Origin of the sequence: Rhodoferax sp. UBA5149 (assembly GCF_002413825.1) — a bacterium.
Lineage (GTDB): Bacteria > Pseudomonadota > Gammaproteobacteria > Burkholderiales > Burkholderiaceae_C > Rhodoferax.
Map to the genome: position 1 here is coordinate 12223 of NZ_DHXT01000005.1, position 15158 is coordinate 27380.

At 60.9% G+C, this 15158-nt stretch carries 14 protein-coding genes; 9 read left to right on the top strand and 5 right to left on the bottom strand.

Features of this window, described 5'->3' with window-relative positions; genetic code table 11:
• Positions 1-412 precede the first annotated feature (412 nt).
• From B3V69_RS00230 to B3V69_RS00240, 3 genes are all read left to right on the top strand, one after another.
• Positions 413-994, top strand: a complete 582-nt coding sequence (locus B3V69_RS00230) for a TetR/AcrR family transcriptional regulator (RefSeq protein WP_296442689.1) — start codon at positions 413-415, stop codon at positions 992-994.
• 93 nt (positions 995-1087) lie between these two features.
• Positions 1088-1795, top strand: a complete 708-nt coding sequence (locus tag B3V69_RS00235; protein WP_296442690.1) for an SDR family oxidoreductase — start codon at positions 1088-1090, stop codon at positions 1793-1795.
• 7 nt (positions 1796-1802) lie between these two features.
• On the top strand, positions 1803-3227 hold the full coding sequence (locus tag B3V69_RS00240; RefSeq protein WP_296442692.1) for a DHA2 family efflux MFS transporter permease subunit: 1425 nt from the start codon (positions 1803-1805) through the stop codon (positions 3225-3227).
• A gap of 32 nt (positions 3228-3259) precedes the next feature.
• Here the strand turns inward: B3V69_RS00240 and B3V69_RS00245 are convergent, their stop codons facing one another.
• Positions 3260-3973, bottom strand: a complete 714-nt coding sequence (locus tag B3V69_RS00245) for a YebC/PmpR family DNA-binding transcriptional regulator (protein ID WP_296442695.1) — start codon at positions 3971-3973, stop codon at positions 3260-3262.
• A 210-nt stretch (positions 3974-4183) separates the two neighbouring features.
• Between B3V69_RS00245 and B3V69_RS00250 the strand changes: the two genes are divergently transcribed.
• Positions 4184-5812 carry a hypothetical protein gene (locus tag B3V69_RS00250; protein ID WP_296442698.1) on the top strand — a complete coding sequence of 543 codons (1629 nt, stop codon included), beginning with the start codon at positions 4184-4186 and terminating at the stop codon, positions 5810-5812.
• A 46-nt stretch (positions 5813-5858) separates the two neighbouring features.
• On the opposite strand, the gene purT is transcribed toward B3V69_RS00250, so the two are convergent.
• Positions 5859-7097 (bottom strand): formate-dependent phosphoribosylglycinamide formyltransferase, encoded by a 1239-nt coding sequence (gene purT, locus B3V69_RS00255; RefSeq protein ID WP_296442699.1) that lies wholly within the window; start codon positions 7095-7097, stop codon positions 5859-5861.
• Positions 7098-7185: 88 nt separating this feature from the next.
• Between purT and B3V69_RS00260 the strand changes: the two genes are divergently transcribed.
• Together B3V69_RS00260 and B3V69_RS00265 are read left to right on the top strand one after the other, a co-directional pair.
• Complete coding sequence (locus B3V69_RS00260) at positions 7186-8109, top strand: ATP-binding cassette domain-containing protein (RefSeq protein ID WP_296442701.1); 924 nt, start codon at positions 7186-7188, stop codon at positions 8107-8109.
• Position 8110: 1 nt separating this feature from the next.
• The gene (locus tag B3V69_RS00265; RefSeq protein ID WP_296442703.1) at positions 8111-8947 is read left to right on the top strand and encodes an ABC transporter permease; all 837 of its coding nucleotides are present in this window, start codon (positions 8111-8113) and stop codon (positions 8945-8947) included.
• An 88-nt stretch (positions 8948-9035) separates the two neighbouring features.
• On the opposite strand, the gene B3V69_RS00270 is transcribed toward B3V69_RS00265, so the two are convergent.
• Entirely contained in the window at positions 9036-10208 is a 1173-nt protein-coding gene (locus B3V69_RS00270) for a 3-phosphoglycerate dehydrogenase family protein (protein ID WP_296442704.1), read from the bottom strand.
• A 49-nt stretch (positions 10209-10257) separates the two neighbouring features.
• Complete coding sequence (locus tag B3V69_RS00275; protein ID WP_296442706.1) at positions 10258-11373, bottom strand: phosphoserine transaminase; 1116 nt, start codon at positions 11371-11373, stop codon at positions 10258-10260.
• Between the two features lie 283 nt (positions 11374-11656).
• Between B3V69_RS00275 and B3V69_RS00280 the strand changes: the two genes are divergently transcribed.
• Together B3V69_RS00280 and B3V69_RS00285 are read left to right on the top strand one after the other, a co-directional pair.
• Complete coding sequence (locus B3V69_RS00280; RefSeq protein ID WP_296442707.1) at positions 11657-13171, top strand: multiheme c-type cytochrome; 1515 nt, start codon at positions 11657-11659, stop codon at positions 13169-13171.
• Between the two features lie 85 nt (positions 13172-13256).
• Entirely contained in the window at positions 13257-13694 is a 438-nt protein-coding gene (locus B3V69_RS00285; protein ID WP_296442709.1) for a tetratricopeptide repeat protein, read from the top strand.
• Between the two features lie 18 nt (positions 13695-13712).
• Here B3V69_RS00285 and B3V69_RS00290 read toward each other — a convergent pair whose 3' ends face one another.
• Positions 13713-14411, bottom strand: a complete 699-nt coding sequence (locus B3V69_RS00290) for a Crp/Fnr family transcriptional regulator (RefSeq protein WP_296442711.1) — start codon at positions 14409-14411, stop codon at positions 13713-13715.
• 222 nt (positions 14412-14633) lie between these two features.
• Here B3V69_RS00290 and B3V69_RS00295 point away from each other — a divergent pair, with 222 nt between their 5' ends.
• On the top strand, positions 14634-14888 hold the full coding sequence (locus B3V69_RS00295) for a DUF6139 family protein (protein WP_296442712.1): 255 nt from the start codon (positions 14634-14636) through the stop codon (positions 14886-14888).
• Positions 14889-15158: the final 270 nt, after the last annotated feature.

Below are 15158 nucleotides of genomic sequence, written 5' to 3' on the forward strand. Positions count from 1 at the left end.
GCTACTACGAAGACCGGCGCATTCGCAATCTGAATCCGGCGTTGATTTTTTGAAGAAAAATCAGCCTCTGGCCCCTGTCCACTATGCGCTAGCAGCTATTAATTAAATAGCAAATAAGGTCAAACAGCGCGGGGTTTGACCTTGGACGCCGCCGTAGATCACGGCGCCGGCGCCCTGGACATGGAAAGCGCCAGCATCTACGCATCGGCATTCGCGCCATTGAGCTGCTGCGTGCCGAAGGCGTGGACCAACTGCACAGCCGCAAGCTGCGCAGCTTTGCGGAGGTGGCGTTTCAGTAGACGTGACGGCGCAGCCCGTCCCGCGACGGGTTGCCCGCCTTATCCATGATATTTTCGAGGTTATTGGCCATCCGGAAATATGATGGTCATCATAAATTGATACAGTACGCCCCATGCATTCCAAACCCACTCGCCGCGAAACTACCCACGAACGCATCGTCGAGGTCGCGGCGCGCACGCTGCGGCGTAATGGCTATGGCGGCGTCGGTGTCGCTGACGTGATGAAACAAGCGGGGCTGACGCACGGCGGCTTCTATGCCCACTTCGAATCTCGCGACGCCCTTCTGGCCGAGGCGATCGAGCGGGCCGGCCGCGACAGCGCTGCGGTGATGAACCGGCGTATCGATACCAGCCGTGCGCGCGGCCAGAGCCCATTGCGGGCGCTTGTCGAAGGCTATCTATCCGAGACACATCTCCGTGGCGTCGAGGGCGGCTGCGTGGTCGCAGCCCTTAGTTCCGAGATGCCCCGCCAGTCGCCCGCGCTGCTCGCACCCTCGACCGACCGTGTGCGCAGTCTCATCGAGATGGTCCAGCGCGCGTTGCCCGAAGGCGGAACCTCGGAGCAAGCGATGGTCATTGCCGGCACCCTGGTCGGTACCTTGCAGCTGGCCCGCACGCTGGGCGCCAACGCGCAAGGCAAGGCCATGCTCGCGGCGGCCCGCAGTGCACTGCTGTCGCAGTACGACCCTGCCTGAACGCGCACAACACGCCGTGCTTCTGGCTCTTTTTTTTGCCCATTAATATGATCATCATCATATTTGTTCACTGTTTTTACCAAGGAGAAACCCATGAAATTAGCTAACGCTACCGTCCTGATCACCGGCGCCAACCGCGGCCTCGGTCTGGCTTTTGCCCGCGAGGCGCTGGCCCGCGGCGCACGCAAAGTCTATGCTGCGGCGCGCGATCCATCCAGCGTGACACTGCCGGGCGTGGTGCCCATCCAGCTCGATGTGACCAAGCCAGAGGACATCGCCGCTGCCGCGCGCGACTACCCCGACGTGACGCTGCTCATCAACAACGCCGGCATCGCAGCGACCGGTGGTTTTCTGAGTGACAGCAGCGTCGCCTCGGCACAAGCCCACTTCGACACCAACGTCTTCGGCCCGCTGCGCCTGACGCAAGCCTTTGCGCCGGTGCTCGCGGCGCATGGCGGCGGTGCCATCCTGAATGTGCTGTCGATCGCCAGCTGGATCAACGGGCCGCTGCTCGGCGTCTACGGCATGAGCAAGTCGGCGGCATGGGCCATGACGAACGGCACGCGCATCGAGTTGCACGACCAGCACACGCAGGTTCTGGCGCTGCACGTCGGTTTTATCGATACCGATCTGACGCGCGGCCTGGATGTGCCCAAGCTGGCCCCCGAGGCCGTGGTGTGCACGGCGCTGGACGCACTGGAGGCGGGTGCCAGCGAGGTGCTGGCCGACGATGTGACGCGACGTGTGCACGCCGGACTGTCGGCCGACCCCGCAGTCTACCTGCAAGCGCTGGACCGGTGAGCACGCCATGACCGCCACCGCCACCACTACCACCCATGCGACGGTGATCGTCGCTCCTCAGCCACAGGCGTCTCCCTGGCCTGTCTTCTGGATCGCCAGCGTTGCCGTGTTCCTGGTCTCGCTCGACACGACGATGCTGTTCGCCGCGTTTCGGGCCGTACGCGCCAGCTTCCCCGGCACGTCGGCGGCCGACATGTCCTGGGTTCTGAACGCTTACACCGTCGTCTACGCGGCGATGCTGATTCCGGCCGGCGGATTGGCCGACACCCATGGCCGCAAGAAGGTGTTCATGCTCGGCGTCACCCTGTTTCTTGCGGCCTCGGCCGCGTGCGGACTGTCCGGCACGGTCGGCTGGCTGATCGCGGCGCGTGTCGTGCAGGCCGTCGGCGCAGCGATGCTGACACCCGCCTCGCTGTCCATCGTGCTCGACGCTTTTCCGCACGGCAAACGGGCGGTGGCGGTGAGTTTGTGGGGCGCCGTCGGCGGCCTCGCGGCGGCGATCGGGCCCAGCGTGGGGTCGTTTATTGTCGATGCGGTGGGCTGGCAGTGGGCCTTCTATCTGAACCTGCCGCTGGGCGCGCTGTCCCTGTGGCGCGGTGCCGCGCTGCTGAAAGAGGCGAAGAAGCCCGAGAGCCGGCGCCCGGTCGATGCGGTCGGCATGGGCTTGCTAATCGTCGGCGTCGGCGCGCTCGCATTGAGCATTGTGCAGTCGGAATCGCCGAACTGGAGCTCAACCGAACTGATCGTCGCCGCCAGCATTGGCGTCATCGCGCTGATCGGCTTCGTGATTTGGGCCCGTGTCGCGCACGCACCCCTGGTCGACCTACGGCTCTTCAAGCAACGTACCTACACCTTTGTGAATCTGGCAACCCTGGCCTTCGGCATCGCCTTCTCGATGATGTTCTTCGGGTTCTTCTTCTACATGACCGAGATCTGGCATTACACGCTGCCGCAGGCTGGCCTCGCGATCACGCCGGGGCCTTTACTCGTGATTCCATTTGCGATCATGTCCGGGCGCCTTGCGGCCCGCCTCGGGCACCGGCCGTTCCTCGTCGGCGGCGGGCTGATCTATGCCTGCAGCGGCTTGTGGTTTCTTCTCGTGCCCGGCGCGCAGCCTGCCTACCTGACCCACTGGCTACCTGGATTGATCTTGAGCGGCATGGGCGTCGGGCTGGTGTTGCCCTCGCTATCGGCTGCGGCAGTTAACCGCTTGCCAGTTGACCAATACGCCGTTGGCAGCGCGGTGAACCAGGCCACACGACAGATCGGCTCGGTGATGGGCGTGGCGATCACGGTGCTGCTGCTCGGTCACGCGGGGTTGACGCACGAGAGCTTCGTCCCGCTGTACGTGTGCCACGCGTCGCTGGCGCTGTTGACGGCCCTGCTGTGCTTGCCGGTGAACACCAAGCCGCAAAAGATCGCCAAAATCTGAATGACGCCTGTCGCTGAAAACAGCAGCAAGTCCTAGCCTGCCAAGCCCACAAACACATTCTGTACATCGTCATGCGCATCAATGGCGGCCAGGAAGGCTTCCACTTCTTCCAGATGCGCGGCGCTCAAGCTCGCTGGGTCGATCGGGTTCTTGGCCTTGTAACCCAGCTTGGCGGACAGGACGCTGAAGCCTTGGGCTGGCAGCGCGCGGCTCACCAGGTCGAGATCGGCGGGATCGGTCAGGAACAGCGTGGTGCCGTCTTCCTCGCCCGGCTCCAAGTCCTGAGCGCCGGCTTCGATGGCGGCCAGTTCCGCGTCGGCGCCCTTGGCTGACGGCTCGGCTTCGATCATGCCCACATGGTCGAAATCCCAGGCCACCGAGCCGGAGGTCCCGAGCTGCCCCTTGCGGAACAACACGCGCATTTCGGGTGCGGTGCGGTTCACGTTGTCGGTCAGGCATTCGACCATGACGGCCACGCGGTGCGGCGCAAAGCCTTCGTAAATCACATATTCAAAATGAACCGCCTCGCCGGTGAGGCCAGCCCCTTTCTTGATGGCACGGTCCAGGGTCTCCTTGGGCATGGAGACTTTGCGGGCCTGCTCCACCACCAGCCGCAGGCGCGAGTTCGAAGCGGGGTCGGCCCCGCTACGCGCCGCGATCATGATGTCTTTGGCCAATCTGCCAAACAGTTTGCCTTTGGCATTTGCAGCCAGTTCCTTACCTTTTGCTTTCCACTGCGCGCCCATGTCTGATATTCCTTGCTGTTGTAGCGCTTACATGCGCTTGGCTTATTCGGAGGGGTGGGGCATGCGCGCTACTCGCCAAGACGTGGCACATGTCCGAAGGGGACTAGGTTATACACCCATACGCCCGCCGCACGCGCGTGTCACCCGGGTGACTTTCAGTCACCAGAGCGCCTACTAGACTGACTCTCCCACATAACAAAGGAGACAACCATGATTCGACCCTTGGCCGCTGGCCTGCTTGCGGCATCCCTGATTCTCAGTGCCTGCACTTCCATGGCACCTTCCCGACCGGCCGCCTGGGCGGCGCCGGAGGTGCTGGTGGCACCCTCGTCGTTCACTGGCGTTCATGGCTTGGCTGTGGATACCAAGGGCCGCTTGCTGGCCGGCTCGGTCGTGGGCAGTGCGTTGTGGGAGGTGGATCGCAAGACCGGTGCCGCCCGTATCATGGTGCCCGCCCCTGAAGGACAAGCGGATGACATCGCCGTGGGCCCCAAGGGTGAGCTGGCCTGGACCAACTACATGATGGGCATGATCCGTTACCGCGAAAACGACGCAGCCCCGCTGCGCGTGCTGGCCAAGGACCTGCCCGGTATCAATTCTCTGGACTTTGACCGTCGCAACGGCAAGCTCTACGCGTCGCAGGTGTTCCTGGGTGACGCGCTGTGGGAAATTGATGTGGCTGGCAAAGTACCGCCTCGATTGATCAAAAAAGATTTGGGTGGCCTCAATGGTTTTGAGGTCGGGCCGGACGGCATGATTTATGGCCCATTGTGGTTCAAGGGTCAGGTCGTCAAAATCAACCCAGCCAATGGGGATATGGCGGTCATCAACAGCGAGTTCAAGACACCCGCTGCCGCCAATCTGGATGGCAAGGGCAACCTGTGGGTGGTGGACACCAAGACCGGCGAATTGTCTCGTGTCGAGCTGGCAACAGGTCGCAAGACGGTGGCCAAGCAGCTCAAGCCCGCGCTGGACAATCTGGCGATTGCGCCCGATGGCACGATCTATGTGTCCAACATGGCGGACAACTCGATTGAAGCCTACAACCCGGCCACTGGCGTGTTGAGCCTGGTGACAGGTGGCAAGCTGGCGGTGCCGGCGGGCCTCAAGGTGGATGGCGATGACCTGTGGGTGGCCGACGTGTTCGGCTTTCGCCACGTCAGCACCAAAACCGGCGAGGTGAAGGACATTTTCCGCATGCAGGCCTCCGATATGGAATACCCGTTTGCCGTGGGCGTGTCCGCCACCCACTTTGCCCTGACCTCCTGGTTTACCGGCACCGTCCAGATGGTGGAGCGCAGCACGCTCAAGACCAGCGCCATGCTGCATGGCCTGAAGGCCCCGTTTGATGCGATCCCGATGGCCGACGGCAGCGTGATTTACGCCGAAATTGCCACCGGCAGCATCACCCGTGCCAGTGGCGACAAGTTTGCCGACAAGAAGGTCATCGCCCAAGGTTTGGCGGGTCCGGTGCAGATGGTGCTGGGCAAAGACGGCGCCTTGTATGTGACCGAGGCAGCAGGCAAACTCACCCGAGTCAGCCTGGCCGATGGTGCCAAGACCACCGTGGCCGAAGGATTGGCGCTGCCTGAAGGGGTGGCCCAGACGCCTTGGGGTACCTTCATCGTGGCGGAGAGCGCTGCAAAACGCCTGGTGGAAATTGACCCTGCCAACGGCACCCGCCGCACGGTGGCAGAACATCTGCCAATCGGCATGCGTGGTGGGCCCGGCATGCCGCCGCCCTATATCGTGACGGGCGTTGCGGTCGGCGCAGACGGCAGCATCTACATGTCTGCGGATCTCAACAACGCGATATATCGCATTCGTCCACAGCGCTAGCCCTCGTCCAGCGGGCATGGCCCGCTATTGATTTGAGAGTAAACCGTCAAGCCACGCGTGGCTTGACTTTGGAGGCCGCCAGCTTGGCGTTCTGGCGTGCCACCTCCACATCGGCATCAAACGCCAGCGCCACGCCCATGCGGCGCTTCATGAAGCTCTCGGGCTTGCCAAACAGACGCAAGTCGGTGTTGGGCACCCGCAGGGCCTCGTCCACACCGTCAAATACGATGCCCTTGGCCTCGACGCCACCGTAGATCACGGCACTGGCCCCGGGGCTGCGCAAGGCGGTGTTGACCGGCAGGCCCAGGATGGCACGGGCATGCAGTTCGAACTCGCTCTGGACTTGAGTGGTGAGCGTCACCAGGCCGGTATCGTGCGGACGCGGTGACACTTCGCTGAACCAGACCTGATCGCCCTTGACGAACAGTTCCACGCCATACAAACCCAGCCCGGAGGGCTTGCCGTCCAAGCCCACGCCCAGGTTGTCGGTCACGGTTTTGGCGATCTGGCGTGATCGCTCCAGCGCCGCCGCGGGCATGCGGTGCGGCTGCCAGCTCTCGACATAGTCGCCGCTGACCTGGATGTGGCCAATCGGCTCGCAGAAATGGGTTTCGATCTGGCCGTCGGCACCATCCTTCGACGACATGGCCCGCACGGTCAACAGGGTGATTTCATAGTCGAAGTCGATGAAGCCTTCGACGATGACACGCCCAGCGCCGACACGGCCGCCGGCCATGGCGTAGTCCCAGGCTTTTTGCACGTCGGCCGGGCCGTCTAGTCTGCTTTGGCCCTTGCCGGAGGAGCTCATCACCGGTTTGATCACGCAGGGGTAGCCAATGCCAGCGTCGATGGCGGCCTGCAGCTCGGCCAGCGAGTCGCAGAATTTGTAGGGACTGGTCGGCAGTGCCAAGGTCTCGGCCGCCAGTCGCCGGATGCCTTCGCGGTCCATGGTTAGGCGCGCGGCGCGGGCGGTGGGAATGACGCGCACTACGCCAGCAGCTTCGAGTTCTTCGAGCATGGACGTGGCGATGGCCTCGATCTCGGGCACCACCAAGTGCGGCCGCTCGGCTTCGATCAGGGCCTTGAGTTGCGCGGGATCGCTCATGGTGATGGTGCGCGCATGGTGCGCCACCTGCTGGCCCGGCGCATTGTCGTAGCGGTCCACCGCGATGGTTTCCACGCCCAGGCGCTGCAGCGCAATGAGAACTTCCTTGCCGAGTTCACCGGAGCCCAGCAGCATCACTTTGGTGGCGTGGGGGGAGAGAGGCGTGCCGAGTGTAGTCATATAAAAACGCGTTGCCGCGTCCGGGAAAGGGATGAAAAAGGTGAAGGATCCATGGCCCCTGGGTTGCGGCCTGGGTCACAATCAAACCATGGAAACGTCAATTTTATCTGTGCAAGGTTTGAGCAAGCGTTATGGCAACAGCACGGTGGTCGATGACGTGTCGTTCGAGATTGCAGCGGGCGAATGCCTCGGCGTGATTGGCCCCAACGGCGCGGGCAAAACCACCACCATCCGCATGTGCCTGGGCTTAAGCGTGCCGGACGCTGGCAGCATCACCGCCTTCGATTTGGAGATGCCGCGTGACGCGCTGGCGATCAAGGCCCAGCTCGGGGTGGTGAGCCAGATGGACACGCTGGACCCCGACTTCACCTGCGCCGAGAACCTGCTGGTGTATGGCCGCTACTTCCGGCTCAAGGACGCGCAGATTCGCGCGCGAATTCCGGAGTTGCTGGAGTTCGCGTCGCTCACGCACAAGGCGAACGCCAAGCCAGGCGAGCTGTCGGGCGGCATGAAGCGCCGCCTCAGCTTGGCCCGCGCGCTGGTGAACAATCCCCGGCTCTTGCTGCTGGACGAGCCCACCACCGGGCTCGATCCGCAGGCGCGCCACCTGATGTGGGAGCGCCTGCAGTTGTTGCTTCAGCAGGGCAAGTCGATCCTGCTGACCACCCACTTCATGGACGAGGCCGAACGCCTGTGTTCGCGCTTGCTGGTGCTGGACCATGGCAAGAAGATTGCCGAGGGCCGGCCGCGTGACCTGATCGCCCAGCATCTGGAGCCCGATGTGGTGGAGGTCTATGGCAACGGTGCGCAGACGCTTCAGGACGGGCCGCTTAAAGCGCTGGCGGCGCGCGTGGAAGTGAGTGGCGAGACCGTGTTTTTTTACACGCAGGACGCCGAGCCGCTGCTCAAGGCGCTGAGCGCCTACCCGCAGCTGCGCACACTGCACCGGCCGGCCAATCTGGAAGATCTGTTCCTCAAGCTCACTGGCCGCCAAATCAGGGAGGATGCCTAACATGCAGACCCGTACATTGACTACAGTACCCGCGCAAAGTGTGTGGCGCGCACCCCAGTTGTCCTTGCGCTTTTGGCCGGTGTTTTTGCGCAACCTGCTGGTCTGGCGCAAGCTGGCGCTCCCGAGCCTGGTGGGCAATATTGCCGAGCCGCTGATGTGGCTGGTGGCCTTTGGCTACGGCATGGGCGCGCTGGTCGGGCAGGTCAGCATGCCGGGCCCGGCGGGTGACGTGAAGGTTCCGTATATCCTCTTTTTGGCCAGCGGCTCGATCTGCATGAGCGCCATGCAGGCGGCCTCGTTCGAGGCCTTGTACTCCACGTTTTCGCGCATGCACGTGCAAAAAACATGGGACGGCATCATGAATGCGCCCGTCAATCTGGACGACATCGTGCTGGCCGAAATGCTGTGGGCCGCGTTCAAGTCGCTGTTCACCGTGACCGCCATTCTGGGCGTGATGCTGGCCCTGGGCATCAGTTACAGCCCGAAGCTGCTGGTGGCCTGGCCGGTGTTGCTGGGGGTCGGTATCACCTTCAGTTGCATTGCGCTGATTTTCAATGCGCTGGCCAAAGGCTATGACTTTTTCACCTACTACTTCACGTTGTTTCTGACGCCCATGATGTTCCTCAGCGGCATCTTCTTCCCGCTGGAGCAACTGCCGGCGGTGGTGCGTACGGTATCGGGCTGGCTGCCGCTGACCAATGCCGTCGAACTGGTACGCCCTTTGTTCATGGACCGGTGGCCCGCGCATCCAGGCAAGCATGTGCTGGTGCTGGTCGCGTATGCGGTGGGCGGCTTCTGGCTGGCGCTGGCGCTGACGCGAAAACGGTTTCGAGGGTGAATCTATTGAAAACAGGCCCGAAGTGGCCCCTGTATTGGCGCCAATAGCTATAACAAAAATAGCAAATGGATCCAGCAGAAGGACACGCTCAAATCACCCGGACCCGAATCACGTGCTCAATGGCTTGAATCGCGGTGGTGACCGTTTCACCCGGTGGCGTTTCGACGTCGATGATGCTGAAGGCCAGTTCGCCGCGGCTCTTGTTCACCATGTCAATCACGTTGACTTTGTTGTCCGCCAACACCGACAGCACATGGCCCAGCACGCCCGAGACGTTGTCGTTGGAGAAGGTGATGCGCGTGGTGCCGGGCGTGCGACCCATGCTGACGCCGGGGAAGTTGACCGAGTTCGTGATGTTGCCGTTTTCCAGGTAGTCGATCAGCTGGTTGGCCGCCATCACGGCACAGTTTTCTTCTGATTCTTCGGTGCTGGCGCCAATGTGCGGCATCGCGATGACCTTGGCATGGCCGAGCAGGGCCGGCTCGGGGAAGTCGCACACGTAGCGGCCCAGTTTGCCGCTCTCCAGGCTAAGCAGCACGGCGGCTGAGTCCACGATCGTTTCGCGGGCAAAGTTGAGCAGCACGGCGCCTGGCTTGACACCGGCCAAGGTGTCGGCGTTGATCATGTGGCGCGTGGCGTCCATGGCCGGTACGTGCAGCGAGATGTAGTCCGACCGGGCCAGCAGCGCGGCCAGATTTTCCATGCGCGTGACCTCGTTGGACAGGCGCCAGGCCGCGTCAATCGACAAGGCCGGATCGAAGCCCACCACCTTCATGCCCAAGGCCAGGGCCATGTCGGCAACCATCGAGCCAATGGCGCCCAGGCCGACGATACCCAGTGTCTTGCCCTTGATTTCGCCACCGGCAAAACGGGCTTTTTCCTTCTCCAGCAGCTGTGCCATCTCGGCCGCGTCGGTCATGTGGGTGAGGGACTGCACATAGTCAATGCCGGCCAGGATGCCGCGCGTGGCCAGCAGCATGCCGGCCATGACCAGCTCTTTCACGGCGTTCGCGTTGGCGCCCGGGGTGTTGAAGACCACGATGCCTAGCTTGCCATAGTCGGCGACCGGCACGTTGTTGACGCCGGCACCGGCGCGCGCCACCGCCAGCAGGGACGGCGGCACCGGCTCGGCGTGCAGCTTCTGGCTGCGCAGCAGGAACGCGTCCGGCTGATCCAGGCCACTGCCGACTTGATACGATTGTCGTGAAAACCGGTCCAGGCCTTTGACCGAGAGCTGGTTGTAAGTTCTAACCTTGTACATGGGCGGTGGCTTCCAGAAGTGTGTGGGGGAGGGTCTGAAAAAACGTCGGTCAGTTGCTGACCTTGTGGTAGGCCCAGCCCAGCCAGGGCATCAGCGCCTGCAGGTCAGACGACTCCACGGTGGCGCCGCACCAGATGCGAATGCCCGCGGGCGCATCCTTGTAGGCGCCAATGTCATAGGCCACCCCTTCGGCCTCCAGCAATTTCACAACCTTCTTGACCTGTTCGTCGCTCAGCTTCAAGGTCAGGCAGACGCTGGTATTGGAGCGCGTGCTTGGGTCCTTGGCCAGGAAGGAGATCCAGTCGTTGGCCGCCACGAAGTCCGAGATCACCTTCAAATTGGCTTCGCTGCGCGCCATGGTGGCCTGGACGCCACCGATGCGCTCGACCCAGGCCAACGCGTCCAGGTAATCGGACACGCACAGCATGGACGGGGTGTTGATGGTCTCGCCCTTGAACAGCCCTTCGGTCAGTTTGCCGCCGGAGGTCATGCGAAACAGCTTGGGCAGGGGCCAAGGGGGGGTGTAGCTCTCCAGACGCTGCACGGCGCGCGGGCCGAGAATCAGCATGCCGTGCGCGCCTTCGCCGCCCAGCACTTTTTGCCAGGAGTAGGTGATGACGTCCAGCTTGTCCCAGGGCAGTTCCATGGCAAACACGGCCGAGGTCGCGTCGCAGATGGTCAGGCCGGCGCGATCGTCGGGAATCCAGTCGCCACTGGGGACTTTGACGCCGGACGTGGTGCCGTTCCAGGTGAACACGACGTCGTGTTCAAAGTTGACTTTCGAGAAATCGGTGATGTCGCCGTACGCCGCTTCCAGCTTGGTCACATGGGGCAGCTTGAGTTGCTTGACGATGTCCGTCACCCAGCCCGAACCGAACGACTCCCAGGCCAGCACGTCCACAGCGCGCGGCCCGAGCAAGGACCACATCGCCATTTCGACCGCGCCGGTGTCGGACCCCGCCACCACCGCGACCCGGTAGCCTTCGGGCAAACCCAGAATGCGCGCCGATTCGGAACAGGCCAGGCCCAGTGCCTTCTTGCCCAGCGCCGAGCGGTGTGAGCGCCCCAGGGTGTCGAGCTGCAAGTCGGCCACGTTGTAGCCGGGGCGTTTGCTGCAGGGGCCGGATGAGAAATTGGGATTCTTGGGTTTGACCGTGGGTTGCATGGTGATCGTTTCCAGGGAACAGAGACGCGGGACTGGACGCTCTCTTGCGCAAGGCAGCTGAGCAACGTCCAAACGAAAAATCATTGTAGCAACCCGATTTCCGGCCGCCTTCACGTTGCCGCGCTCAATTCCGCGCTGCTGACCGATATTGTTTTAGTAGTTGTCTGCCCATGGAAAAGTGGTTATTCTTAATTTGTATTAAGTTAAAAGAATATCCTGGCGAGCTTTACTGAATTGACGCCATAGAATTTCCAGCTATCTATTCGAAATATAAGGAAGCATCATGATGGGAAGCGTTCGATCTCCAGCGCAGTTGCTTTGGGCACTGCTCTGCCTCTTGGCGATGGTATTTGCAAGCCCGGCATTTGCGGCCGATCAGTTGACCAAAAAAGTGGCTGTCGATCGCATGAACAAGAAGTCGCCCGCCGATGCGGCGATGGGGAAAAAATGCATCAGCTGCCACGGTCCGGCGGACGATCCCGGCATCTACGGCGAATGGAAGAAGAGCTCGCACGCCGCCAAGAATGTCGATTGTTACGACTGCCATAAAGCGAAACAGGGCGAGAAAGCGGGCTTCGAGCACCATGGTGCCTTGATTCAGGTGATCGTCACCCCCAAAACCTGCGCCAATTGCCACGAAGCCGAGGTGGCACAGCAGCAGCGTTCACACCACGCCAAGGCAGGAAATATTCTGGCCTCTCTGGACAATCTGCTGGGCGAGGTCATCGGTGGGCCAGCCGCGGTCAATGCCGGTTGTCTCCAGTGCCATGGCAGTACCGTGGTACTCAATGAAAAGGGTCGGCCGACACCGCAAACCTGGCCCAATACCGGTATCGGTCGCATCAATACCGATGGCTCGCTCGGTTCCTGTTCCGCCTGCCATGTGCGGCATAGTTTCTCGTCCGCGCAAGCGCGTACACCGGACACCTGCGGCAAGTGCCACATGGGTCCCGATCATCCTCAGATCGAGATCTATAACGAGTCCAAGCACGGCATCACCTACCGCGCCAAGATCGATGAAATGAACCTGAAGTCGAAGAAATGGGTGGTGGGCGACGACTACACCGCCGCCCCGACGTGTGCCACCTGCCACATGAGCGCCACGCGAGATCAGAAGGTCACGCACGACGTCGGCGAGCGGATTTCCTGGACCCTGCGGCCGGCAGTTTCCACCAAGCTCAACATGATTCGCCTCAGCAGCGGTGACGAGTTCGATCAACCCGAAGGCAAACCCTTGCCGAAGGTGGGCGACGAAGTCAACGGCGCCAAGGTCGTGGAAATCCTGACCTGGGAAAAGCGAAGAGACAAAATGAAAGATGTCTGCGTCGCCTGCCACAGCGCCAATACGGTGGAAGGCCACTACAAGCAGTTTGATGACCTGGTGGAGCTCTACAACGACAAATATGCCAAACCCATCGCGGCGGTGATGAAGGATCTTGAGGACAAGGGCTACCTGACGCACGAGCCGATGGATGCAAAAATCAAATGGACCTGGTTCGAGATCTGGCATCACGAGGGTCGTCGCGCCCGCCACGGTGCATCGATGAGCGGACCCGACTACACCTGGTGGCAAGGCATTTACGAGGTCAGCCAGCACACTTATTTCAAGTGGATTCCCGAGCTTAAAGAAGTGGTGCGCAAGAAAGATGGCAACGAAGATTACGCCAATGCGCTATTGGATAAATATTTCAAGCCCATCAGCGGACACGACTGGTTCTTCAACGGCATGGGCAAAGATGCCATCGATAAAGTGCGCAAAGGTTATGAGGATCGCTACGGCAAAGGCGCCTTGAAGTAAGCGTAAGGACCGATCGACGAACGGATCTTCTGCCCATGAAGATCCGTTTTTTTTGACCCCGAAGACACGAGATAAAAGAGAATCCATGCGTGCAAATTTTCGACTGCGATTTTTGGCCAGCTGCGTTGCGCTGATTGCCGGGTTAACTAGTCTGCCGTCATACGCTGATGCGCCGAGTGCCTTGCTGGAGCAAGGTGATCAGCAGTGGGCCGCGGGCAAACTGGAGCTAGCGCAAAAAGCCTTTGAGCAGGCGGTTGTCAATGCGCCGCGCTCGGTGGGTGCCCACATGAAGCTGGCTGGATTGCAGCTTTACCGGCAAGACTTCAAGGCCTGCATCGAGACCTACCAGCGCACGATCGGGCTGGATGCAAATAACGCCAAGGCATGGATGGGCTTGGGGTTCGCGTATCTGCATACGGGCAAGAATGATTTGTCCCTCGCCGCATTCAACGAGTCGATCCGCGTGGAGCCGGGCAACAAGGAAAAACTGGCCTCCGTTCTGGCCAAGCTTGGCGCGCCTTAGCGCGAGTCGCAGAAGCAATCAGTGCGACCCGTAGCTGGCGAGTCGTTGCACGTCAAGAATACGGATCTCGCGCTTGTCGATTTCAATCAGGCTTTCTGCTTCGAGTTCATGCAAAACGCGAGAAAAATATTCCGGGGTCAATGACAGACGCGAGGCAATGGTTGCCTTGCTGAACGGCAAGGACACGGTGAGGGCGCCTTTGTTGACGATGTCGTCATGTTGAACATCCCGCAGCAAGTAGCCTATCAGTCGTTGCATGCCGCTGTGCAAGGCATAGCCCTCGACGTCTCGAACCAGCCCGTGCAAGCGGCGTGAAATGCCGGCCAGCATGTTCATCGAGAAGCGTGGATCGCGTTCTATTTCGCCGAATACGACTTTCTTGCTGACCCGCAAGAGCAGGGAATCCGCCAGCGCCTGGCCGTTCAAAATACAAGGCAAGTTGAGAAACATCATGGCTTCTGCAAAGCTATGGCTCGGGCCTATGAGTTCAATGACTTTCTCCTGGCCGGAGGGCGAGGCCACGTACAGTTTGACCTTTCCCGTGACGACCACGTAGAAGGCGCTGCATTCCTCCCCCACCCGAAAAACCATGTCCCCCCGGGCCAGTCGCTGCAGTTGGCAACCTTGAACCAAGCGCTCGCGTTCCAGTTGCGACAGATCACTAAACAGGGGCAGAATCGCCAAATAACGAGGTAAATCGAATTTGTCGATGTCCATTTCGTTTTTTCTTTCTGCGGCGCATGGAAGTGGTTCGCCAATTGTAGTGGGGGCATCTGCACGGCCTGGGGTATTCATTGCCAGTATGTGCGTTAGCGCACATACTGGCGTGTGCGTTTCGCGCACGCTGGGTGGCCTGAATCTGGAAAGAGTCCATAGATTCAAGAAGTTTCAAGAAGTGAGAAAAAACAGTTTTTGACCCGTCAACAGCAAGGAGAAATCATGCGATTGGATATCTACCGCAGAGCCGAACGTGGAGGTCTGTTTTCCTACCTGGCCGTTCCTGAGGGAAAGCGTATTCCCGAAGAAGCGACCAATACGGATTGGGAAACAGAGGCGCGAGGCATCGTCTTCAATGACGATGAAAACGAACTGCCGCACTTTTCAATCGAGAACCCGGTACAGCAGATTAATGCCAAAGGCTACGCCATCACCAGCAGCAAGATCACCGGCGACGCGTATCGCAGTGTTCGCTGATGCTGAAGGCGCTCCCCTGCATCGGCTATGACAGCGGCTATGAGCCAAGCGGCGGCAGAGTGCAGGTTGGTTTTTGGTAACAAATTGTCGCTATCAATTTAATAGTGTTAGGCGCTTATCTGGCGAGGGCTGGAGGCCGAATTGCCTCATATCGTTGGTGTTTCTCTGATCCCGCCAGCCGCCTTTTCTGTGATGGGCGCGTGGCTCAAATCCTTCCCGGACCGTTGTAGACGAGGGCTTGCGGAGTGACGAAGCGGTTGGTCGAAGCAG

Excerpts from the sequence above, each read along its gene's own strand:
- B3V69_RS00270 (WP_296442704.1), bottom strand. The coding sequence starts at position 10,208 with ATGTACAAGGTTAGAACTTACAACCAGCTCTCGGTCAAAGGCCTGGAC.
- B3V69_RS00260 (WP_296442701.1), top strand. The coding sequence starts at position 7,186 with ATGGAAACGTCAATTTTATCTGTGCAAGGTTTGAGCAAGCGTTATGGC.
- B3V69_RS00250 (WP_296442698.1), top strand. The coding sequence starts at position 4,184 with ATGATTCGACCCTTGGCCGCTGGCCTGCTTGCGGCATCCCTGATTCTC.
- B3V69_RS00285 (WP_296442709.1), top strand. The coding sequence starts at position 13,257 with ATGCGTGCAAATTTTCGACTGCGATTTTTGGCCAGCTGCGTTGCGCTG.
- B3V69_RS00265 (WP_296442703.1), top strand. The coding sequence starts at position 8,111 with ATGCAGACCCGTACATTGACTACAGTACCCGCGCAAAGTGTGTGGCGC.
- B3V69_RS00280 (WP_296442707.1), top strand. The coding sequence starts at position 11,657 with ATGATGGGAAGCGTTCGATCTCCAGCGCAGTTGCTTTGGGCACTGCTC.
- B3V69_RS00245 (WP_296442695.1), bottom strand. The coding sequence starts at position 3,973 with ATGGGCGCGCAGTGGAAAGCAAAAGGTAAGGAACTGGCTGCAAATGCC.
- B3V69_RS00290 (WP_296442711.1), bottom strand. The coding sequence starts at position 14,411 with ATGGACATCGACAAATTCGATTTACCTCGTTATTTGGCGATTCTGCCC.
- B3V69_RS00295 (WP_296442712.1), top strand. The coding sequence starts at position 14,634 with ATGCGATTGGATATCTACCGCAGAGCCGAACGTGGAGGTCTGTTTTCC.
- B3V69_RS00240 (WP_296442692.1), top strand. The coding sequence starts at position 1,803 with ATGACCGCCACCGCCACCACTACCACCCATGCGACGGTGATCGTCGCT.
- B3V69_RS00235 (WP_296442690.1), top strand. The coding sequence starts at position 1,088 with ATGAAATTAGCTAACGCTACCGTCCTGATCACCGGCGCCAACCGCGGC.
- B3V69_RS00230 (WP_296442689.1), top strand. The coding sequence starts at position 413 with ATGCATTCCAAACCCACTCGCCGCGAAACTACCCACGAACGCATCGTC.
- B3V69_RS00275 (WP_296442706.1), bottom strand. The coding sequence starts at position 11,373 with ATGCAACCCACGGTCAAACCCAAGAATCCCAATTTCTCATCCGGCCCC.
- purT (WP_296442699.1), bottom strand. The coding sequence starts at position 7,097 with ATGACTACACTCGGCACGCCTCTCTCCCCCCACGCCACCAAAGTGATG.